Consider the following 23209-nt stretch of genomic DNA (forward strand, 5'->3'; position numbering starts at 1 on the left):
ACAAAAAAAGTGGACTACATAGTGCAACAGCTTAAAAAAATTGGTTTTAATGAATATGAAGCTAAATCTTATGTATCTCTTGTGAAACAAGGGCCTGTCACAGCCTATCAAGTGAGTAAAGATTCGGGTGTCCCAAGAGCGCGAATTTATGAGATTTTAGGTAACCTTGTAGAAAAAGGAATTGTCATGAAAGAAGAAATAAATGACACCACTCGCTATTCACCTCTACCTGTTGAAATCTTTTTACAAAAGGCTCAATCAGAATGGCAGTCTACTTATGAAGGAATTAGTGATTCATTAAAAAAACTAGAAACTTCTGAGGAAAAAACGGATAATCGGGTCATTACGTTAAAAGACAATCAAACAATCATTAGCTACTGTCAAACATTAATAAAAAAAGCAGAACGACGTATTGTCATTTCAATGTGGGATGAAATGTATGAAGCGTTAAAAGAGGACCTAGCTGAGGTAGCTGATAAAGTCACAGTACAAGGCATTACCTTGCATGTTGAAAATCCTATTAAAAATCTAGAAGCCCATCGTATAACAACTTATACAGAAACCCTCTCTACAGAGCATTGGTTTATTTTATCAATAGATTCTAAAGAAATGATTTATGGACCATCACTTGAAGAGCGTAATATTGCTTTTTATACAGATGACCCCGTTCATATATACTTATTAGAGGATTATGTATGGCATGATGTTTTAGTAAATCGACTTGTCCGACGTAGCCAAGATGACTTGGAGCAGTGGATTACTGCGGAGAGACGATCTTTCTTTATGGGAAAATAAGGAACATACTCAAAAAATAAAGCATAAGTGAATACAGTGGAAAACTTATGCTTTATTTTATATGCAAAGTAATACTCAAGTCTTTTCACTATTTCCCCTCCACAAACCTCCCAAACTCCTTCAAAAACCGTAGCTTAAAAATCCCCACAGGCTCATTCCGATGCTTCGCCGCATGAATCTCCGTCATCTCCTTCTGCATCGTTTCCTTATCGTAATAATCCTCGCAATACATAAGGATAATGACATCCGCATCTTGCTCAATTTGTCCTGTTTCTCTTAGATCAAATAAAGGAGGTGTCACTTTATAACTATGTGGCACCTCTTTTTCAAACATTTAATGTAGAATTTTTATTATTAGATTTTAAGTTTGTTTTTCTTACAATTGCCGTTATTACCTTCATTAACAATAAGGGGATAATAGCTGCGTATATAATATATATAATTCCATATTTAATAATAACTCCTAATCCATCAGTATCTCTCATTATAAAAGTGACATAATCTACATTTTCAAACAGTTCAATAACATTAGTAAATAGCCTAGTGGCCAGAGCTAAACACCCTAAATAGAATAAAAAATTCATAAATCTAGAATTAGCTTTCGTTACATACATGAGTGTAAATGATATAACAAATCCTATATAAATATATGTAGCGTATTCAACCGCATACGCAATAACAAGAAATCCACCGATGAAAAAAGCTATTAAACCGGCTATTAAAATAGCTAAAACTAAAAAAAATGTCCATTGTCCAGTAGGTATTGGAATCCCAACTGAATGAGTATCGTTTTGTTTCAATCCTACATCCCATGTATCGCTATCAGGATCTAGTGTATACCCTCTGTCATATAACTTATTTTCTGCTTCTCGACTTGCACTTGTATTCCCTTCGTAATATAGCCGTTCTAGCTCTTCATCTGACTTATTCGAGTAATCCCCCATAAACTTCCCCCTATCAAATATTTTTTTCATTGTATTATCTCATTTATATTTATAAGTTTAAATTATTATTTATTTAATTTTCTGTTTTTTTATTTAAAAAGTAGTTATCTAAATCAATCTAGTTCGTAATATAAATAATGGAGACAAACAAAACGAGAAAGGATGAGTTATTATGCAGTATGCAACGAATAAAAATATTTTACAAATAATATGTGGTGTCTTGCTATTATTCAGTTTCTTTTCAGCATGGTACAATACCGGAGCATTTTTATTTTCCCCTTCAGAACTTATGGGATTTAGTCGTTTTCCTTTATTTAAATTATTCTTTGCACTTCCTATACTCGGTCTCGCGCACATATATTTTGGGTGGATGAAAACTTATAAACCAATCCTCCACCTTGCAAGTACAATACTGAGCATTATATTAATATATGAACTCAATCGAATGGTTAATTTTGGAACATCAAATATAGATGGGGCTGCGAATGGCTACTATATGGCTGGATTAGCCATTTTAATTTCAATCGCAAGCTTTATTTTATCTAAAAAAGACATATCCAATGTACAAACAACTGGCAAAGAAGGTTAACTATTCCGCTATAAAATATAGAGGATTTAAATTGTAAAAAGGCACCTTAAGGTGTCTTTTTACAATTTGAATCCTACTAAAATCATACGTAACTTTTTCCTAACATAAACTTCCTCTCTAACTATTTCTTCCCCTCCACAAACCGCCCAAACTCCTTCATAAACCGCAGCTTAAAACTCCCCACAGGTCCATTCCGATGCTTCGCCACATGAATCTCCGTCATCTCTTTCTGCTTCGTTTCCTTATCGTAATAATCTTCGCGATACATAAGCATAATGACATCCGCATCTTGCTCAATTTGCCCTGTCTCTCTTAAATCAGATAAAAGAGGACGCTTATCTTGACGCGACTCTACAGAACGAGACAATTGCGACAATGCTACTACACAAACATTTAACTCACGTGCTAATAACTTAAGTTTACGAGAAATCTCACTAATCTCTTGAAAACGATTGCCCTTATGCTTCGGATCGCCCGTAATAAGCTGCAAATAATCTACAATAATTAAAACCTTTTTATCACCGTGCTTCCTCTTTAACTTACGAGTTTGCATCCAAATATCTTGCACCGTAACCCCTGCATTGTCGTAAATCTCAAGAGGTAACTCACCAATCTCCGCAAACGCCTTACTCATCCTTTCCCAGTCTTCCATCGCAAAACGATGCTTCGGATTTTTCAGCCTACCTCCTGACACTTCACCTACGCAAGAAGCTACCCTTTTCAATAATTGCTTACTACTCATCTCTAACGAAAACAACCCAACCGCCGCGCCAGACTTCGCCGCATGCAGTCCAACATTTAGCGCAAACGCTGTCTTCCCCATCGAAGGACGAGCACCGAGAACAACAAAATCTCCTTCCTGCAATCCGCACGTCATTTTATTTAGCGATGTATAACCCGTCTCAATACCAGTAATCTCTTTCGCATCTTGATGAAGCTCTTCATATAAATCAACTAGCGCATCCTTCAAATCAAACTCACATACACAGTCCTTCTCCTCTAACTCACAAAGTGCCGTAATCGTCTCACCAATAATTTTCTCACTCTTCTCTGCAATAAGACGCTCTCCCATCTTGTGCCCAAGAACACCCGCCTGATACATTTTCCAGGCACCTCGAACAAGCCCCTCATAATAAGAGAAGTTGCTAGTAGTAGGCACACCATCCATTAACCCTATAAAATACTCCATTCCCCCGATCCCCTTCAAAAACTTCGGATCCACTCTAGAAGTGAACGTCACAAGATCAATCGGTTGTCCCTCATCTTCCATCTTTCGCATTAACTGAAATATAGACTTATGCACCGGCATAGAAAAATACTGCTCCGTCAAACGGCACTCCTTAATAAGCTCTCCATCAAGTAATAGAGAGCCTAACACCGTCTTTTCCGCCTCCACATTTTGAATACTCATGGACGCCACCCGCGCTCCGCTAAAAAGCGCTGCAACTCTTCCTCAGACGGCGTATTCTTCTCCCACTCCTCACACCTCGCCAAAAACTCCTCCGTCTCCCCCGTACTAACAGACGACCCCTTCTTCCGGAAATTCGCAGCATCCGCCTCAACCTCACACAATTTCGTAAACCCTTTCCCGTACCAACCACGCAAAATCCCCTTCACATAAGCCATCTTCCGATTTTTATTCTCATACGAAATTTGAAGAGCCTTCAGCACCAACTCCTCTGATAAATCATTCATCCATGCATTCAATTCCTCCACCGTAAAAGGAGACAAACTACCAAAATGTTGCTCATAAAACGTGAACACCTTACTTCCCGTCTCTTCCTGAACAACCTCTTCTTCCTCTTCTTCCTCTGCCTCCTCACAAGCCGGCTCTACATCATCCATAGCCAAATCACCAGGCATACCGAAATGCGCTAACAGCATCGGAACATTCATCTCCTCCTCCGCACACTTCTGAAGAAACATATGTACAAACTCCTTATTCTTCACACCCTTAAGCTCACGAAGCACACACTTCTCCACATTCGTATTTGTTACCGGATTATAACGAAGCCAATTCAAAACGAATAACTCCCGCGTATCCGCATCATAAAGAATCTTTCCATAATCAACAAAGCGTTGCACAAGCTTATCAACAGTCTCCCGATTATAACCCGTCTCCATCTCAGCTAACCGCTTCGGAAAAGGAAAAATCCCACACTGCGTCGTCTTCGAACAAGTTAATAAGTAAACATAAAAATACCGCTCCTCCGGCGTCAAATCCAAAACAAAATCATCCTGCCAAAAATTCACCTGCACAGTACGATACACCGCCATCCCAATTCCTCCCGTCCTAATTCAAAAATGAAAATTTCCTCTTTGTACTATATATAGGAAGGAGGGCTGAGTTTTTGGCGTGTTATTTTAAATTTTTTTGACTACTACGGTGTTTGTTGGTGTTTTTGTTTTGTTATGTTTTTTCTTAGTGATTTATTACTTGGTAGGGGCTTGTAAGGGGCTTAGGAGGGGTTAGTTATCGGTTACTTCGATTAGAAACACTCGATCTGAAAAGCCGCCTCTTTCTTCTGCTTTCTTTTTACGGATGTTGTTGATTTCTTTTAGTGTTGTGCCTTCATGTTCGGCTAGGGCGTTTATTAGTTCTAGTAGGTCGGATAGTTCTTCGAGTTTATCGGGTTTTGTTTTTGCTTCGATGTATTCTGTTAGTTCTTCTTGTGTTTTCTTGCAGAGTTCCTCTATGTATTCATCTTCGTTTAGGAGTCTTGTTATTGGTGTTTTTCCGTTGGATTTTATTATTTGTGGGATTTTGTTTCGGATTAGTTTGTTGTAGGTTGGCATGGGATTTTCCCTCCGTTTGGTTTTTCTTCTATTATAAAGGAAAAGCAGTTTAACTAGTTGTTAAACTGCTGCATTGCTTCTTTTATATAGTTTTCTTCTTCGGTTGTGAAGAGGGTTGGAAATTCAGATAGTGGAAGGTTTGATTTTTGGATTATATCCTCTATATCACTTTGAGGTATATCGAGGTAGTTCGTTACCTCTTGTATTACATTGAAAAATTCCTTCAGAGTAACTTGAACTTCATGATGACTCGGATCCTTCTCTTCTTCCTTATACTTTTTCAACTTCCCTATTACATCCATAAAACGTCGCTCAAGCTTCTCTTTTAGTTCCTTATTATTATAAAACGACTGAACACTATCCTTTGAAAAATGTTCCTCTAACCATTCCTTATTTTCTTTCTCCCATATAAAAGTTTGCAAAAAAGAAGAAAACAAAGCGACATCCACTCGTTCTGCCTTTTGAAACTTCTTTGTCATCTCATCCATATGCGAAAGTACCTTCGCAATTCTTTCTTGCTCTGCCAACAGCAATTCCCTCTGAAAACGTATTTGTCTTAAAAAATCTTCCGTCTCTATATCACGCTGCAATATAATATTTTGAATTTCCCCAAGCGAAAAACCGAGATGCTTAAACGATTGAATTTGCTGCAGCACATACAAATCATCTTTCGTATATAACCGATGCCCACCCTCAGTATAATCGCTCGGCTTTAATAAATTAATCTTGTCATAATAACGAAGCGTCCGCACCGTAACATCCCCAACACCTGCAAACTCACTAATCATCCACGCCATACCATCACCTACTCCGATAACTTCTCTTTCACATACTGAATCATATGAGAAAAACTCATCTCATTCTGCTGACAATAGTGAAACAAACCTACAACAAGTAATAAAAAAGGAACATTCCCTCTATACAGATTTTCATACTCGCTAATACCATCATAAAAGTACTCATACTTTCTTTTTCGTAAAACAATATAAATAGCAATAAACAACACTGCAATCATAATAAAAATTCGCTTTCCCCTTATCTCCACTTCTTCTTTCATCACCTATTCTCCTTCCACCGCATACTTATCTTCTTTAAATAACGGTATTCGAATGAAATAGCAATATGGTTCGTCGCGTATTACTTTCCACGCAACAATGATTACTTGAATTACCTCAAAAGCAAACACAATCCAAAACAAAACATCACTAATACGCGAACTAATATTAAATAGAAGAAAAATTAACAAATGAAAGTTGAACGCCTTTCGGCAATGGTATTTGTACACTTCATTTTTACGTGCCAGCGTGATGTACATGAGTAGTGGTGAAAAGATTCCTATTGTAGCTGAGAGTAGTAGCATGATGATAGTGTTTCTTTTTTCTTTTGTGGTGGTTTTCATGAGTGGTTTGGTCCCCCTTTTTTGATTTGTCTTCTTTAGGTTAGGGGGTGACGTTGGGGGAGGTGCAAGGGGAATGTATAGAAAAACGGATTAATACCAATATAGATAAAATCAGATTTTCACCTTAACAGGGCGGCATTCGGAGGTTCAAGCCCCCTTTGGCCATACTGATAGAAATCGTTTTAATTTAACATTTTATGCGGTTTTTATTCATTTATTTATAATTACTCTCTACAAAGCCAGTGATCACAGAATTAGTCACATTCCCTACAAATTAAACAATAAAAAAGAGCACCCAAATTATATATTTAGGACGCTCTTCCATATAAACACTAATAAATGTTAATTATTCTTTATAAAAAACTTATCTCTACTTAGCCATTATCAAACTATAAAAACAATCGAATGGAACCTCCAAAAATCTTTAATGAATAATTTTATCCATCAAACTCCTTTACTAATTGTTTTTATCCTTGTTTATCAGATGGATTCGATTTTGTATATATTCTGCAAAGGCCATTCTACATACATCTGCTTCTGATAATCCTAATTGTTTTCCTATATCGTTCAGTTTCTCTTTCATTTCTTGTTCTACCCGTATGTTAATAGTTACTTTCGACATATTTGACACCTCTAGCTTCTCTATATATAGAGGGCCAATATGACCCTCAAAAATTATTAATTATGCTCATAAGCAAACATTCCAAGGGAAACCCCTTTTTCCCTATGTTCCACTTGAAGTAGTTCAATACCTACTGTATTGTAATAACGATTACTCATGACACATTCAAAATGAGAACGAATGTCTTCATTGTTATGAGCTGTTAGACAAAACAGTTGTATTTTGCTATTTCTAGCTAATTCCATTATTGGTTTTACTACGTGTTCTGATGAAGCTTTACCAAAAGGATTATCAGCAATAATGACTTTCCAGGAATCGTCTCTAGCGTTAACTTTTTTACGCAAATACGTTACAAGTATCATAAACATGGACATATAGGAACTGAATTCTTCTCCACCAGACCATTTAGAAACTTCATCCCAAGGTTTCCAGTTTTCTGGATGGGTTGTCATAAGTGATTTTTTTCGTGGTTTATATATACTAACCAAACACTTCTTTATAGGAGCAATTTTATCTAATAATACCACTGTATCAAGTTTTTGTACTAGGTATTCATTCAATTCATTTTCTAGTTTGTCCTCTCGCTTCATTCGTTGTAAGGTTTCCAGAATTGTTTGGACATGGTAATGTAAATTACCATAAGTGGTTTCGTCATTAAAACGGTCCCATCTCATTTTAATCAATTGCAATTCATAATCAAATACTTTTACTTTGGAGAATTTCGGGATTTCAGTTACGTTCTTATAAATAGCCTCTACTCGCTGAAAACATAAGTCTACCAGTTTTACCTTATCCTTTTCACATTCTGTTATCTTTCGCTTTAAATCTTCTTCAAATGCATTAATGGTGTCAAAGATACGGTTAAAGGATTCTAAAATAAACTCTAACTCAAATATTTGATCACTTGTTTTCAATTTTGAAAAACCATTCGCAAATTGCTCTGTCTTCGGGTTATTAGATTCTTGAATCTTCTTTAAATACATTTCAAATGATAGGTATACACCTTTTTTGCTCTCTTCTAACTTTTGCAACTTTGTTAAGTGCTCATTAGCATGAGTTCGTGCATATTTTTGATATGTTTTTGACTTTGAAATAATTTCTTCTTCAAGTATTAAACCGAATCTTTCATTATATAGAGGAAGATTTTTAATTTGTAAATGTACCATTGCTTTTTCAGCATCTGTTATAGAATTTCTTAACAATTCCTTCTTAGTTACAAGTTCTTTATTAGCTTTGCCCCATTGTTCTTTTGATTGCTTGAAACGGTTAAGTTCTTCTTCATGCTCCCATTCATAAAGGAATACTTCTTTTCCGTACGTCTCATCAATCTCCTTCTTAACTAATACTAATTGTTCGGTTTTCCCTTTTAGATTTTCTCCTACTTTTTCTTTTTCAATCGCAATATCCCTTTCGGAAATAGAAAGTGTGTTAACTGTCTCTTTTTGTTTTGTAATTAACTCTTCTAGATTGATTTCTTCAGAATAGAACACTTTAACTTCCTCTAGAGAAAAGCCGATATTATTAATTCGTTTTTCAGATTTTAAAAGTTCATTTTTTTTATCTGAAAGATTTTCTTCAAGAAGATTTTTCGTTTTATCTTTGTCAGCGTACTCTTTTTGAACTGCAGTAAAACGGGCTACGTACTCATTCTTTTCTTCACTCGTATAACTATCAGACGGTTCAAGTTTCTCGTCCAATTGGTATTGTTTTCTTTCTTTATCTAATCCATCCATAACAGATTCAACGTTTCGTTTCTTATCTTTCTGTCTATCTAATGTTTCACGTAGCTCTATTACTTCTTCTTCACACAGATTTACTTTTGTCCCATATTGGTCATGTTGGTCTTTTAAATATTTTACTTTTTCAACTAACTCTTCAGGGTTTGGGTAAAGGCCCATAAAGCTTTGAAGAAGCTTTATATGAGAATCTCTTTTTTCTATTTTTACTTTTTCATCTGAGATAAATTTACTAATTAATTCGTTCTCATTTTCTAATATCTCAATACGTTCATTGGTATCATTTATTTGTTGGTGAATCTCTTTTATATCTTCCGACAATTTCTGGACAGCTTGCATGTTGGATTCCGGGAATGTACTAGAATAACGAGTATGGAATGTTTCTAATGCAGTTAATATTTCATTGTAATTATTGAGAGTTGTTTGTGCAAAAGTTAATTGTTCTTTATATTGAGAAAGCTCCATTTTTAATCCATCAATAATTTCTTGGATTTTAGCTCTAGATGCGAACCACTGAACATCTAACTGATGATAGAGATATAGCTCATCATATAAAGGGAAAAGTTCATCTATTTTTGCATCTACTGATTTTGTTTGAATTTGAAGTTTACTTTTTACATAAAACAGTAACGGTACGTTTAACAGTTCTTTATTCAAGCTATTCAAGGATTTTTTGACTTCTGTTAAGTTTGCTTCTTCAACCAATAACGTATAAGGAAGCAATGGATAGGAATTAAGGTACTGACTTTTCATTTCTTCACTAGAAAGTTCCGATAGCCATTCACTACCTAACATAGTAATAACACCTTTTTGTTCTAGATGTTGTTGAACCTTTAATAAAGTTTCATCAGGAACAAAGAAATCGTGTGATTCCCAAAGGCTAAGTTTTTTGGCTAAATCATGAATATATTGTTTAAGTTGATCTATTTTTTGTTCCGTTTCCACTTTTGAATATTGATAATACCGAAGAAACTCCTGCATATCTTCGAATATGTTTATCGTATTTTTCCCATCGTCTGAAAGAAGTGAAAGTAAGTTATTTTTCTCCTTTTCAAATTTGGCATGTTCGGCCTTTAACGAAGCCATTTCTTGAGTTTTATTGCCTATAACAATTCTTTGACTCGTTATAAACTCACGCTTTTCATCCATCTCCTGTTTGTTTAATTGACTTTTCTCTTCTTTTTGGGTAATAGTCACTGAAGATTGTTGTTGTTGTTCATGTAGTGATTTGAACATGACAGATGGATGATATCCAGCTTCTTCTCCTAATTCATCTATTAGTTTTTGTTTACCTTCTTGGTAATTACTTAAATCATTTTCTGCATCCTTGTACTCGCCATATAAATCTTGTTTTTCCTTCTCTAATCGTTTTCGTTCTGCATCTTTAAGATTAATCTCTTCTACTTTAAATTCGATATTTTTGTTAATATCATCCAAAGCAAATTGTTGTTCTTCTATGAGAAAATTTAACGCTTCTGTTAAGAGGGTTTTAGATTCATTTCTTCTCTTTTCTAATTCTGGTTCACTTGTTGTTAAAGAAGATATTTCTTCATTTAACTGTAGTACTTTTTTATGAATATCTAGATAATCTCCATATTCTTTTTTCGCTTCCAATTGTTGTAGTAATGCTTTTGCTTGTTTTAGTTGTTCTATTTTCATTTTATGTTCATTTTCAACAGCAGCTATCTCTATCTCTTTTGCTTCGATCTGCCCTTTTAGAATATGAGCCTTATAGCTGTCAATCTTCCAATCCACTTCATCCATTAATGATTGATTTTTCTTAATATCCCCCATTAAGATATCGATTTTGTCTTCCTTATCAGCAATTTGAAGTTCAATGCTTTTCTTTAACGTCACTACATGCTTTTGTGCTTCCGCAAAGGATTTCTTTTTCACTTGAAAGTTTTCTACTGCTTTTACCATGTCTTCAGCACAATTTTTTATCCTTTGAAAATCATCCAAGTCTCTTTTCATATCCGGAATACTTAATAGATTTTTACTGTATTCTTTAAAGTACGTTTGAATTTCCTTTTTCTTTTCTTCGCTGTCAAATATAGTGTTTTCAACTTCTGGGATAAGAAGTTTCACTAATAAGTCATACGTGCTGGATGCAGTTTTGAAGTAATTATCTACTCCACCTTCGTCTCCATTAATTTTTTGTATCATCTTCCATTCATCTTCAATAAGATGGAATCGTTTTAATTCCTTTTTATAATCACGATTGACATCGAATATACGAATATCATTTTGTCTTAAAAACTTGCGGTATTCATTTATTCTTGTTACTTTCCCATCTACTGTGGTAGGAAGGGTATTGATATTTAATGTGTCCCCTCTGTTATAGGTAAACAGATATGTGAAATAATTTAATTCTTCTGTTTTTGTTTCCCCATTCATATAGGTAAACCCTAAACATAAGTATTCATACGGAAGATTTTCTCCATCTAATTTCCATTCTGTCATAATATGACCGGTTGTACCTTTATACACCACTTCTTTTAATAATCGTTTGCTTAAATTTGAGTTAGGACGAACGGTTTGAGTAATTAATTGAATAAAACTCGTTTTTCCTCCACCGTTTTCTAAGATGAATAAAGCATCTTTGGCATTTGGTTCCCACAAGCTGTTTGAAATGATTTTCTTCCCTTCATCTAATTGGATATTGGTCATTCTCACTTTCATTAATCGTGGCATATTATCATTCCTCCTCCTCTCCCACAGTTCCTTCTTTTGTTACTAGCAATAGATCATGAATTTTGCTCTTGTTCTCGACATTGTGATAATAATGACTAATAATATTTTTCATTTTATTGGTAACAGAAATATTAGTCTGTTCTCTTATTCTGATAAGCTTTTCTTTTTCTAAGAATTTCAATGTTTTTTCAATATACATCCGGTGATTATCTTTTGTTCGGATATGGCTTGTAGCACCTTCTTTAAAATCAGCCATTCTCCCCCAAGCTTCTACAACCCCGGCCACGTCCACATCATATTCATCACTTAATTCCTCTAATTTCTCTTCGCCCAGTCGTTCATATTGCCCAATATATCCATTCATTTTATCCAATAGTTCTTCCATCGGGAGATACATCCGGTCAGCAGACCCCGTATCATATGGTTGTTCTAACTCCGCTATTAAGATGAACAAAATAAAGTAGAATAGATGAATTTCCTTATTATCCTTAAAGCTTAATTCTTTCTTTAAATCCTCATTCGTATAAGACATAGTTTCATTCTCGATCTCCGGCACCATTTGAATAACGCCATCTTGTTCATCCAGAAAGATCATGACTTTCCCTGTAGGTTCAATTACTTTCCGAATAAAATCTTGAACTCCCCTTTCCTCATACCATTGAAAATATTCATCTTCTTTGCTTGTAATAAACCCTTTTTTACTAAGGGCCACATACAAGGCAAACCCTTTACTTACGATTTCTTCTGTCCACTCCATAAAAGTCACCCCTTGTAATTAACATATCCTTGTATTTCATAGTTCCGATATAGTGAGACCTACCTGTTTCTAATAAACTAAAGGATTCTATCTCTTGTAATGTTACAAATTCACTTGATAGTCTTATTAACATTCTATTAATCTTTTTATCATCCGGGAGGTTCTTCCACACATCTGAAGTCACTTTTTCAAAACGATTGTATTCGGACTGATGTAGTTCTGCAATTAACCCCAACAGTGGATCTGGATTGTAGAGAATATCCTCATAAAGACGTTCATCTTGAGTTTCAATCATTTGGAGAATATCACTTAATAGATACTTGTCCTTCTCAACCAAGTGTTTTAATAAAGCAGTTATATATTGATATTCTTTGTTTTCGTTTTCTTCTTTTTTCCTAGCTTCTTCTTCCTCTTGCAACCTCATTTTTTCTTCATCTACTTCAACAATTTCTTCTTCTTTTAGTTGTTTTTTCTTGTATCTCTTTTGAGGAACTAATGCAAGTAGCGGATTAAATGCTTTATGATGCCTCAAAGGTAGAAATGGTTTAGAAATAGCATTTAATACTTCTTCTGTAGCAGGGGTTTCTATTAGTTCCCTTAATATTTCTTGTTCAAAATCTAAATGAACTGAAAAGGCGTGAATAATGGAAGATTCAAGTGATTCGCTCATAATATTTTGTGTTTTTTGTTTTTCAGTAAATAGGGATTCATGCAAACTAATTGCTTGAAGTAATTTCCCTTCAATTTCTTGGATTATATGGATTCCTTCTTGTTCTTTCTCTGTTAGACTACCTTCATAGAATTCATCAATTTTTTCTTCAACCAATTTTTTTAAATCATCAAATTGTTCGTGTTCTGATTTTAAAGTTTCATCAATTCTTTTTATCATGACTTCAAGTTCAGAACGTTGAGAAACACCAAGAGCATCTTTGATAATAGTATTTTGTAATTTTTTTATTTTCTTTTTTTCATCTTCTATCAAAGTATGCATTTCGTGAACTCTCCTTAAAGCATCGGTGAAAAGTCCCTTTTCAAATTGTCGTTTGAAGAATAATTGAGAAATAGTGATTTGAAGTTCTCCAAATACTTCTTTCGTTTTGAATAGCAGCTCCAATCCCGTTGAAGATAACGTGAAATCGTCTACACGATCTTCTGTATCACTAAAAACGTTCGTTCCTTCTCCATATTCAATTAGATGAAAATAATAAGTTTTTTCTTCTCTTTTATCGAAATCATAATACGTAAATGTGTGAGCTCTTCCCCTGTTTCGAAGATTTTTAGAAACCAACCAATCTTCGAGCTCGTCTGCGTCTGCTTTGGTAAAATCCTTGTTCCAATATCTTCGGACCACTTCTAAAATGACATATTGTAATTCTTCTTTTGTCGTGTTTTTATTAAATGCTAGTTTGTTTTCGAGCATATAAAGAAGTATATAGAGAGCAACCGTAGGGATAGGCAATTCTTTAAACTTCACTGGTTGTTCTAATCGCAGGATGGGTGAAAACATCGCTATATGCTTCATTCGCTCATTAAAACCTTCTAGCATGGCTTCAATGTTCGTACTCAAAAAGGATCCTACCTCCTTTCCCCTAATTTACGAAGAATTGCTAAATTCAATCCTTCCTGCGGGATATACGTTTGAACATTCTGATTAATTTTAGTGTATTTTTTGAGTTCATCAATATAATCACCTTCAAAAAAAGCTGAAAATAATTTTAATGAATCGTCAATAATAGTTTGTTTCAATTTTCTTTCGATGGTTCTCGCCGAAGGTTCATGACCATAACGATTTAAAAGTTCTATATAAAAAGGCGTAAATGGTTTTACTCTGCTATCTATTTTGATTAATTCAGAACAAATATGAATCCCTCTTGCATCTAAATCCCCAAAGTAATAGACTTCGTAATCTTCTAGCTCGTATTCTTCTAAGAAATAATAGCTTCTTTGTATCTTATCCCCTTCCCCGTATATCACCATATCAAAGGTAATTCCGCTCCATGTATCAACGCCATCCATCATTAACTCTTTTACCGAATCAAAGGTATCTCTATTTTCAATAATTAAAATGTTTTTTGGCTTTTTTGAGGGATCTGATTGGTACTCTACAAAAGGTTCATAAGTTCTTCGACAGTTTAAATCCGATAGAGTGAGCCCTAAATTAGCTAAAAACTTTATTCCTTTTTTATCTAAAAGAAACTTTTCGTTTCTAAATAGTTCAAAGGAACGTTCATTTGCTTTTAACATATTCTTTTTGGTGTCACTGTTGTGTGTAAGAAAAGCATGAACTCGATCTATATAGAACTTCCATTTTTCAAATTCTGCTTCATCATAAAAAGCAGTCATATTAAACAACGGATAATCCGTCATTAACTTTTTAATATGAATGGGATCCGTTATCCTTTCTTGTTTTACTAATCTATATTCATTAAATACAGGTGGAATCTGATGATTATGCCCTCTTGCTTTTACTGGTCGAATCCGCTCTTCTTCTACCATGTTCTTCAACGTAGTAGAAAATCGAAAATATCCACCATCGTCATCATATTCTTGTTTGAGTAATGCTTTAAGATGATATTCAATATCTATCGTTTTCACAAGATTTTTTCTAGATTTATTCATATAATCTATGATAAACGTTTCCCATTTTCTCATTCAAATACCTCCATCAGCTCTTCACATTCATAATACCATTGCATACAATAGTAATCAATGTCGATAATTGAAAATTCTAATTTTTTTACAAATAATTAACATTCTATTTAAGATTTACTATAACTTCCTATTTCGTAAACATTTTTCGGTTCCATCCTGGAGAATTTGCTAAAACAACATTTACTATTGCAATGAAACACAGGAGTTAGACACCTATTAATTTAACACCAAGTTTATTTAGAATATTAGTAAATAATCTCATTTACTAATGATTAAGTACAAAATCTTACATTTATAATCATTTATTTTGAATTTCTCATTAATTTCTTTGCGCTTATTTACTAAACCTCCTCTAAAAACATAATAATCAATTTATTTATAAGGAAGTAAAATATCATCCCTACTACAATTAAAAATAAATATAAATATAACAAAAACAACTTCACATCCTGCATAATCCTACTCTTATTTTCTTAATATAATCATTACTACATCTCCATGTTAGCAATATTACCGGTAATTATAACGTCACATAATTACAATGTTTCTTATTAATGAAATTTTTTGTATACAAAAACCCCAATTACCCAAAATTCTTAACGGATGATTGGAGTTTGATAAAATCTATTATTCTTTAAACTATCTGTCCTTATTACTTCTACAGCCTCTTCTATACCGAAAATACATTTATTTACAGCTTCCTTCCCACTCATTGTTGCATGAAAACGAATACTACCATCCGAATTATGTTCTATAATTTGATCGTCTCCCCACTGGTATGGATATAGCAAACGGCGGATGTATAAGTAATTCTACCTCTAGTAGCTCGGTCATAATACCGATCTTTTAATAGTAATTATTAGAAATTCTTTTTGATTACCCTACACATATCTATAAATTTCCCTACTAGCACTTTCACAAAAGAAATTTATTATTAGCAAACTAACCTTTATATCCATAAGCGTATAATCTAATATTTATCTCTAGACATTATTCCTAAGAAAAATCTATCAAATAATTTTATTTCTTTAATCCAACGATTTCTCCATTTAAAATTTCTATTTTAATAGAAGCAGGTAGATTACTAATTGAATTTAAAGAATTTAAATTTTCACTTCTCTTTTTATATTCTCTACTTAATTCCTTAGTTAATCTATTCTTTATTTCATTTTCATTTTTTGAAGTGAAAAATTTAATTTTGAAATCAACTATGAATTTTTTTATTTCTTTTTGAAAATCATTATGAGTCTCAATAAAAACCCCATATAATTCCTCTAGGGATTCTTTAGTACTTTTTTCTATAGCAGCATCTAAATCATGTAACTGTCTATATTTAAAAAGTAAGATTGCATTTTGTAAGTTTACCTCTATAACCTCTTCAAAATTTTTAAAGTCGCGGGATATACTCTCTATTTTTTCATACTCTTCTTTATAACTTATCCAAACTCTCTGATTAATATCACCTATCCCATCTTTCATTGACTTTAAATTTCCCAATAAAATTTCTATATCGTCTATTGTTTGATGATATCTTCTTTCTAACTCTATTTTATTAGATTCGGTCCAACTATAACTGTTATATAAAGGATAAATATTATCCTTTATATAACGATATGTTCCTTTTGCTCTACCTACATATTCATTTTTCATCATACCTATGACTTCATCAATCTTTTTATTCAATACACTGAGTTCCTGTTTAATCTCCTGTAAATGTTCTTGAGATACAATAACGGTAGCGACACCAATCGCTAAATTTTTTAATTGTCCAGGCTTAAATTTTATTTTTTTCAACTCTGCTTGCGCGACTATCTTTCCTGCTCCATCAACTGCCATACCTCTCTTAAAACCTGCATTTTTTACTGAATCCATTAAATGAATAGTACCTTTCTTAAATTCCATTTTTATTTCGTCAGTAAATACAAGCTCATATATTTCTTTCCCTCTCCCCATATTCCTAAAAACCTCTGTTTTGCTCATATTCATCATAGAAACAATTGAATCTTTTAACTCCTCATTTAATGGAATCTCTTTACCTTGATACTCATTATCCACCTTAATAAACTGCCATGGGATCGGATTTTCTTTATATATTTGCACGTCCTTTTCCTCAATTACTGCTTCTTTAGCTGCAGCAATTGGTATATTCGTTCGATCTATTCCTTTTAATTTTTCTTTACGATAATAATACAGAGCATAGGACGAGGAAAACATTAACATCACTAGCACTATTCCGAATAACCAAATCAACCTTTCATCCCCTCCATAGTTTAAAAATATAAATTCATTCCTATTTCGAACTAGTCTATAACTATTACATCCTTCATCGCTCTCTCTTCCACAACCACCCCATCTTTCACTACATAAACATATACTTTTTCTAATATGTCATTCAGATCCTCAACATAAAAATCATTAGGAGCATACTGTTCGTTTTCTGTAAGAATAATATAACGCTCTTCTCCATTAAACCTTTCACTATAATAATCTACCAAACCTAGATTATTATACATTTTTATATTTAAACGACCATTTTCTCTTTCATAGCTCATTACAGCTTCATAATAATCTTTTGCTATTACTCTATCACATACACCATTTGGCATTAATTTCATTGATATGATTTTCTTTGGCGGCTTCATAGAAATATTTTTTTGACGATAAATTACATTTAATCGTTCTTCTTTTTTGATATCCAAATCAATAAGTTGCGCATTCATTTGATTTATTAGAACACTATTTCGATTATCAAGATTTTCCTGTTGATATGTCTCTAGTCTTTCTAATGTTTCGCGATATTGTTGATTAAATGTCTTCTCCAGAAATGTTACTAGTTTATTTAACTGTTTTTCTCTCTTTGTTAAAATGTTATCTCGGACTATGATAGATTGCTTCATTACTTCACTCATACATTGACTAGTTGCATCTGTTTCTATATAAAACCCATTATTGATAAAATCATTAGCGAAAATCCAGCTTTGATCTAACGTAATAAATTCTCCATTTTCTCGTCTTGCAAGATGAATATAATGATTTTCTAATTCTTCCCCTGTACCATCCACAATACTTACATGATAAATTTCCACATATAGATTTTCAGGAACATGAGCTGTCACAGTATAGCAATGCCATGTCCGACCTTCTACTTCTTTTTTCATCAATTCCAAAGTTGCATTAAATAACGGATGACTTTCAGTTATCATTGGTAATTCAGCTTCTTCAAATTCTATTGAATTTGTAAAGCGATAGCTGTCTCCTTGATAATCTTGTAACTCTGGAATATAATCTCTTATAAATTTTGGCAAACGCTCAATACGCATAACTTTCCCATCTTGAGATTTGAAAATACGCACACGTTTTTTTTCTAAAACATATGTTGCTAAATCTGTAAATGTACGCTTTGGTATCAATTGTACAGTTAAATCATTTTTCTCACGTTTTAAATTTGTAAGATCAACGTTATCTTCAGTCATTCGCTCTTCTTTCATTAAAGCTAACAGCTTCTGATGTTCTTCAGATAAAGTTTTTTCCATACCAGCAATGACTTCATCAAGGTGTTCACGTTTTATAATAGCTTGTTGCATTAAATCTGCTAAACTATCATAATGCTCTTCCAAAATATCACCCATAAAATCATATACGAGATCAGACCCTAAATCTGATTTCATCAACTCCATTTTATCTAGTAACTTAGTCATCACACTACCTTCACGCGTATTTTGGGCTACCAAATTAAAAACAAACACTTCATTTTTTTGTCCAATACGATGAATACGTCCCATACGTTGCTCTAGTTTATTCGGATTCCATGGAATATCATAATTTATCATCTGATTACAAAATTGAAGGTTAATAGACTCCCCACCAGCATCTGTAGCTATCATAATTTGGCATTCATTACGGAACATTTCAACTTGTTTCCGGCGTTGCTCCATAGATAAGCTTCCAATAATTTTTGCTATTTTCGGTACACGTTTCAAAAGTTTTTCTTCTAGATAACTCAAAGTATCTACAGATTCTGTAAAAATTAAAATCTTTTCATCATGATTTAAAAGCCCACTCGCTCCAAATAACGTTTCTTCTAACTCTTGATATTTTTTCTCCACAACATACAACTTAATATTTTCAGCCTGCTGAATAAGCTTTTTCAATACAATCAATTCTTTTTTCAATTCTTTTGTATCAATAACATCAATTGATTTCTCAAGTTGAAGTTCTATTTTCTCTTGAATATCGCTACCTTCTTCTAAGTAGTTTTCTGTTTCAAGGTTTTTCATTTTCTTTATGTACTTATTGCGCTCAGCTTCTGTTTGTTTATACAACTTAATTAGTCGACTATATCTTCTTTTTAAAGACAAATAAATAGCATCAATGGAAGAACTTAATCGGCGTTGCAATAACATCATCGCAAATGCTGTACTGTTGCTTCCATTATTCATTGCGCGATTAAAATACTCACGAACATATTCAGTTACCGCATCATACAATGCTAATTCTTCATCTGTTAAATTAAATTGAATTGTTTTCGTAGTTCTTTTTGGAAATAATGGAGTGCCATCAAAATTCTTTAAGTTTTCTTTTAAACGACGAATAATAAATGGATTCGTTTTTTCTTTTAAACTTTCAGTTGTCTTACTACTGGAGAAAATATCTTCATCGATTAACTTCATTAGGTGTCTAAAGTTTTCAGAATCACCTTTATGCGGTGTTGCAGTTAGTAATAAACAGTGATTTGTTTTTCTTAGGATTGATTCCCCTAACTGATATAACTTTGTTCGGAATGTTTTCTTTTTAACCGTTCCATGTGTGTACGCCGCCATCTTATGCGCTTCATCAACAATTACCAAATCAAACTGCGCTTCTTGAATTAATGCCTTTACATCGTCCCTCATAGCCCAGTACATAGAAGTTAAACACAATCTATTGGATATAAACGGATTTTTACCACCGTACTCCTTGAGTACCGCTCGATTAATAATATGAAAATGCTCATCAAATTTCTGTTCCAGTTCTTCTTGCCATTGCTTCAATACAAGTGGAGGAACTAAAACTAAAATTCGTTCAACACTCAACCTTGCTTTTAATTCCTTAATAAGCATTCCAGACATGATCGTTTTTCCAGCACCTGGATCATCAGCTAATAAAAAACGAATATGTGGCACTTGGAGCATTTTCCCATACACTGCTTCAATTTGGTGTGGTAACGGTAATAAATTCTTATTCCCTAATGCTCTTGTTTTAGAGAATTTCACTTCATTTTTTAACAATATATATTGTATGTATCTTTGAACATCTAACGCTTTTAAGTTTGCAACTTCTTTTTCTTGTTTTAAATGTTTAAAATCACGGATCTTTTCTTGTTCTAACATAATTTCGTAATACTTGTTTGTTTCTTGACCAATTGCCTCAATAATGAAGTATTCTCTAAAAGCTTCACATCTTTTTATTTCTACACTTTCAGGAAACTGTGTACTTGAGACAATTTCACCTACTTTCATCATGAACAATACCTCCTCTATTTATAAGAAAACCTTATTCACCAATGAATAAGGTTTAACTTTTCTTACACTCTACTATTAACGTATCTACCCCTTGATGATGTAACGTTAGCCATTCATTTTGACGTAATTCCAACAAATCAAATTCATGATCAAATGGAAATAACATAGGATGATTTTTCAGTATATCAATTTGTAATGCTGTATGTTCTAAAACATGGAGCATTATTTTCACAATAAATACCTGTAGAAGCGGATTGCTAATAAATACTTTATCTGGTAACTGATATGAACGATTTTTAGTTGGAATTATAATTCCCCATGCCTTTATACTCATTAATACTGCGCTAGTAGCTACTTCCACTCTTCTTCTGTCACCATACTCTTCTTTCATTCTTTTTCCAATCACTGTACTAGGAACTGTATCTTGTAATTGAAACAACTTTCCTAGCTCATGTATAGTATCTTTAAAAAATGGATAAGCCGCTAATGTCATTCCCCAGTGTATAAACACACGCTCTTCTTTTGTTAACACAGGTAATACTTCCAAAACTCTATCACGAATCTCAATTAAATCCTTATCAACTAAATACCATATTTTCATTAACATCGTAACAGCATTTTTTCTAGACTTCGCTCCTGTAATATCGTTTCGTAAATAACCATCTAGCACTTCATACATATCTTTGCGAGAATATTTTTTGGTATGATTCGCTGCAAAATCTAAATGATGCAATAATACCTTTTGATCAAATCCAACAGGTTTGGTCATAGAATATCCTCTCCTTAATTTTGTTGTACTTTTATAAAAGGTACAACTACTTCTTCTATACTGATTCCGCCATGTGTCACAATTTCTTCACCTTTTTGAACAAACGCTTGACCATATTGAGATAAAAGAACATTGTAATTTTCAGGAAGACCAGCATTATTCCAACTCATTGCATTAATTTTAGATGCCGAATCTTCATAAAGTATTGGGTCACTATATATTCTTACTCTTTCTCCTTTTTGATCCACTAAAACACCTTCTGAAATCCGTCCAATTCCTTTAGCTATTGTATTACCATGGTCAGCAGTAAGGTAAACATTATAATTTTCTTTTATTAAATCCTTTAGTAAGTTTACGAAATAATTGGTCTGTAACCATATCTCTAAATTAGAAACTAAGCTTTTTTCACCTAAAACTGCGTGATGTGTGAACTTATCAATTACATCAATCACCGCTCCATATATTTTCACAGAATTTCTTTGTAAAGCAAGAATATTCTCCCTACTGTAATCCTCTTTACCTAATCCTTTTTGATATGCTATATATTGCTTCAACACTCCTTGCTTTTCCCAGAAAGTTTTCCAATACTTCTCTTCTGCCGCAGTTGTTTTTATTGTTTTGCTAAATGTAATTGGAATGCTCCCTGAAAAAATAGCTTGACGAGATACAGAAGTAAGTGTTGGTACCCATGCAAATATACCACTTTCCTCAAAAGAAAAACTATTTTCTTTCAAATGTTTTTTCACTTGTTTCCACTGAATAAAACTCATGCCATCCAGCACTAGCAGAGCTACCTTTTCGTTCTCTCCTCTTTGTGCATGTAATACATGCGGCACATGATGAACCATCTTTGGATTTGGAATTGGAGGCAAGCTTATTAAAGTATGATACTGCTTTAACATCCAATCCTGAAAATCCTGATTTACTTTCATCATTAATGCATTTGCCTCTTCCACATATACTGTATCATTACTTTCCAATGCGGTGTACTTATATTCAGCAACTAGATCAATTAACTCAATCCAGTCTTTATACAACTTAATCCTTGCAAGTTTCTCATTCACCGTTTTATTAATGTGATTTAGCTTTTCGTGAAGAGTCTCCAATTTGGATTCTTCCTCAATCCCTACCTTCATCCACTTTGGAATCTGTAAAGTTGGTCCTTTCTTTACTTTTGAAATGGTCCCTTCCATAAATAAGTTGACCATTAATCTCCATACATCATCATTTGTAAATGGGTGTGTTCTATATAACGACGAAGGTTCCAAGATTTTCTCATTCTCACACTTTATATACTCAGATACAAAATAGGCCCATTGATCTTCTAAAAAAACATAAAAAAATCCAGCTGAAGAAATCAATTTTTCCATCGGTAACTTATGAAACAATTTACACTGATTTAACTTTTCTATAAGAAATTCTTGTACAACCTGAGGTATTTCTTTCTTCCTATAATGAAGAAAAAGAAGGAGCTTGTACAATTCCACTTCACTATCAATAATTTCATACGATATTTTATATAAATGTTTTACGATATACTCCAAAGTATCTTTATTAGAAGAAGAGCCTTGATACTGTGCATGCACAGTAAACAAGGCATCTAAATCTTCACGGTTCATACTTCGAAGTATTGGCGCAGAAAACTTTGGAAAGATTGTACTAATATCAATCTTCATACTAAAGTTCCACCTTATATACTCGTACGGAAACATAATATCATCATTTGTGTATACCAATAATTTCTCAGACTTTACTAACTCACGATATTGCTGCTCGTACAAATACCTAAAAGAAACACCATCTTCAAAACGAATAACCTCATAACCTTCCTCTTTTAAATGATTTAATAGTAATTCATCATTTAAAAGAAAATCTCGATCATGGACTAATATCATTTTGCTGTTTTGATATTGAAATTTTTTCAGTATTCCATCACGCCAATTCCCCATCATCAT

Annotated in this window: 19 protein-coding genes and 1 pseudogene; 2 read left to right on the forward strand and 18 right to left on the reverse strand. The window is 33.3% G+C overall.

The window, feature by feature from the left end:
- Positions 1-9: 9 nt before the first annotated feature.
- Positions 10-795: a TrmB family transcriptional regulator gene (locus PDQ40_RS23360; protein WP_000384608.1), complete on the forward strand. Its 786-nt coding sequence runs from the start codon at positions 10-12 to the stop codon at positions 793-795.
- A gap of 88 nt (positions 796-883) precedes the next feature.
- Here PDQ40_RS23360 and PDQ40_RS23365 read toward each other — a convergent pair.
- Positions 884-1090: pseudogene (locus PDQ40_RS23365) on the reverse strand (DnaB-like helicase C-terminal domain-containing protein); the annotation flags it as partial.
- 31 nt (positions 1091-1121) lie between these two features.
- The gene (locus tag PDQ40_RS23370) at positions 1122-1739 is read right to left on the reverse strand and encodes a hypothetical protein (protein WP_000503172.1); all 618 of its coding nucleotides are present in this window, start codon (positions 1737-1739) and stop codon (positions 1122-1124) included.
- Between the two features lie 172 nt (positions 1740-1911).
- On the opposite strand from PDQ40_RS23370, the gene PDQ40_RS23375 reads away from it, so the two are divergent.
- Positions 1912-2328 carry a hypothetical protein gene (locus PDQ40_RS23375; RefSeq protein WP_001199092.1) on the forward strand — a complete coding sequence of 139 codons (417 nt, stop codon included), beginning with the start codon at positions 1912-1914 and terminating at the stop codon, positions 2326-2328.
- 121 nt (positions 2329-2449) lie between these two features.
- Here PDQ40_RS23375 and dnaB read toward each other — a convergent pair whose 3' ends face one another.
- From dnaB to pglZ, 16 genes are all read right to left on the reverse strand, one after another.
- Positions 2450-3739: a replicative DNA helicase gene (gene dnaB, locus PDQ40_RS23380; RefSeq protein ID WP_000027336.1), complete on the reverse strand. Its 1290-nt coding sequence runs from the start codon at positions 3737-3739 to the stop codon at positions 2450-2452.
- Positions 3736-4605 (reverse strand): DnaD domain-containing protein, encoded by an 870-nt coding sequence (locus PDQ40_RS23385; RefSeq protein WP_270691661.1) that lies wholly within the window; start codon positions 4603-4605, stop codon positions 3736-3738. Before PDQ40_RS23385 ends, dnaB begins: the two co-directional genes overlap by 4 nt.
- 192 nt (positions 4606-4797) lie before the next feature.
- Positions 4798-5124: a nucleoside triphosphate pyrophosphohydrolase gene (locus tag PDQ40_RS23390; protein WP_076855705.1), complete on the reverse strand. Its 327-nt coding sequence runs from the start codon at positions 5122-5124 to the stop codon at positions 4798-4800.
- Positions 5125-5177: 53 nt separating this feature from the next.
- On the reverse strand, positions 5178-5921 hold the full coding sequence (locus tag PDQ40_RS23395; protein ID WP_076855704.1) for a MerR family transcriptional regulator: 744 nt from the start codon (positions 5919-5921) through the stop codon (positions 5178-5180).
- An 8-nt stretch (positions 5922-5929) separates the two neighbouring features.
- Entirely contained in the window at positions 5930-6181 is a 252-nt protein-coding gene (locus PDQ40_RS23400) for a hypothetical protein (RefSeq protein ID WP_142242809.1), read from the reverse strand.
- Between the two features lie 3 nt (positions 6182-6184).
- Positions 6185-6523, reverse strand: a complete 339-nt coding sequence (locus PDQ40_RS23405) for a DUF4870 domain-containing protein (protein ID WP_193635062.1) — start codon at positions 6521-6523, stop codon at positions 6185-6187.
- A gap of 457 nt (positions 6524-6980) precedes the next feature.
- Complete coding sequence (locus PDQ40_RS23410) at positions 6981-7145, reverse strand: CopG family transcriptional regulator (RefSeq protein WP_000049356.1); 165 nt, start codon at positions 7143-7145, stop codon at positions 6981-6983.
- 56 nt (positions 7146-7201) lie between these two features.
- On the reverse strand, positions 7202-11575 hold the full coding sequence (locus PDQ40_RS23415; protein ID WP_270691662.1) for a hypothetical protein: 4374 nt from the start codon (positions 11573-11575) through the stop codon (positions 7202-7204).
- Between the two features lie 4 nt (positions 11576-11579).
- Positions 11580-12332 carry a DUF6063 family protein gene (locus PDQ40_RS23420; protein ID WP_270691663.1) on the reverse strand — a complete coding sequence of 251 codons (753 nt, stop codon included), beginning with the start codon at positions 12330-12332 and terminating at the stop codon, positions 11580-11582.
- On the reverse strand, positions 12304-13899 hold the full coding sequence (locus PDQ40_RS23425; protein WP_270691664.1) for a hypothetical protein: 1596 nt from the start codon (positions 13897-13899) through the stop codon (positions 12304-12306). The genes PDQ40_RS23420 and PDQ40_RS23425 overlap by 29 nt, the downstream gene beginning before the upstream one ends.
- 8 nt (positions 13900-13907) lie before the next feature.
- Positions 13908-14984: a Wadjet anti-phage system protein JetD domain-containing protein gene (locus tag PDQ40_RS23430; protein WP_270691665.1), complete on the reverse strand. Its 1077-nt coding sequence runs from the start codon at positions 14982-14984 to the stop codon at positions 13908-13910.
- 596 nt (positions 14985-15580) lie between these two features.
- Complete coding sequence (locus tag PDQ40_RS23435) at positions 15581-15775, reverse strand: hypothetical protein (RefSeq protein WP_333563977.1); 195 nt, start codon at positions 15773-15775, stop codon at positions 15581-15583.
- A gap of 229 nt (positions 15776-16004) precedes the next feature.
- On the reverse strand, positions 16005-17234 hold the full coding sequence (locus tag PDQ40_RS23440) for a hypothetical protein (RefSeq protein WP_270691666.1): 1230 nt from the start codon (positions 17232-17234) through the stop codon (positions 16005-16007).
- A 50-nt stretch (positions 17235-17284) separates the two neighbouring features.
- Entirely contained in the window at positions 17285-20485 is a 3201-nt protein-coding gene (locus PDQ40_RS23445) for a DEAD/DEAH box helicase (RefSeq protein WP_270691667.1), read from the reverse strand.
- 52 nt (positions 20486-20537) lie between these two features.
- Positions 20538-21254 (reverse strand): hypothetical protein, encoded by a 717-nt coding sequence (locus tag PDQ40_RS23450; RefSeq protein WP_270691668.1) that lies wholly within the window; start codon positions 21252-21254, stop codon positions 20538-20540.
- Positions 21255-21268: 14 nt separating this feature from the next.
- Entirely contained in the window at positions 21269-23203 is a 1935-nt protein-coding gene (gene pglZ / locus PDQ40_RS23455) for a BREX-3 system phosphatase PglZ (RefSeq protein ID WP_270691669.1), read from the reverse strand.
- Between the last annotated feature and the right edge of the window lie 6 nt (positions 23204-23209).

Origin of the sequence: Bacillus cereus group sp. Bc061, assembly GCF_027715825.1 — a bacterium.
GTDB lineage: Bacteria > Bacillota > Bacilli > Bacillales > Bacillaceae_G > Bacillus_A > Bacillus_A paranthracis.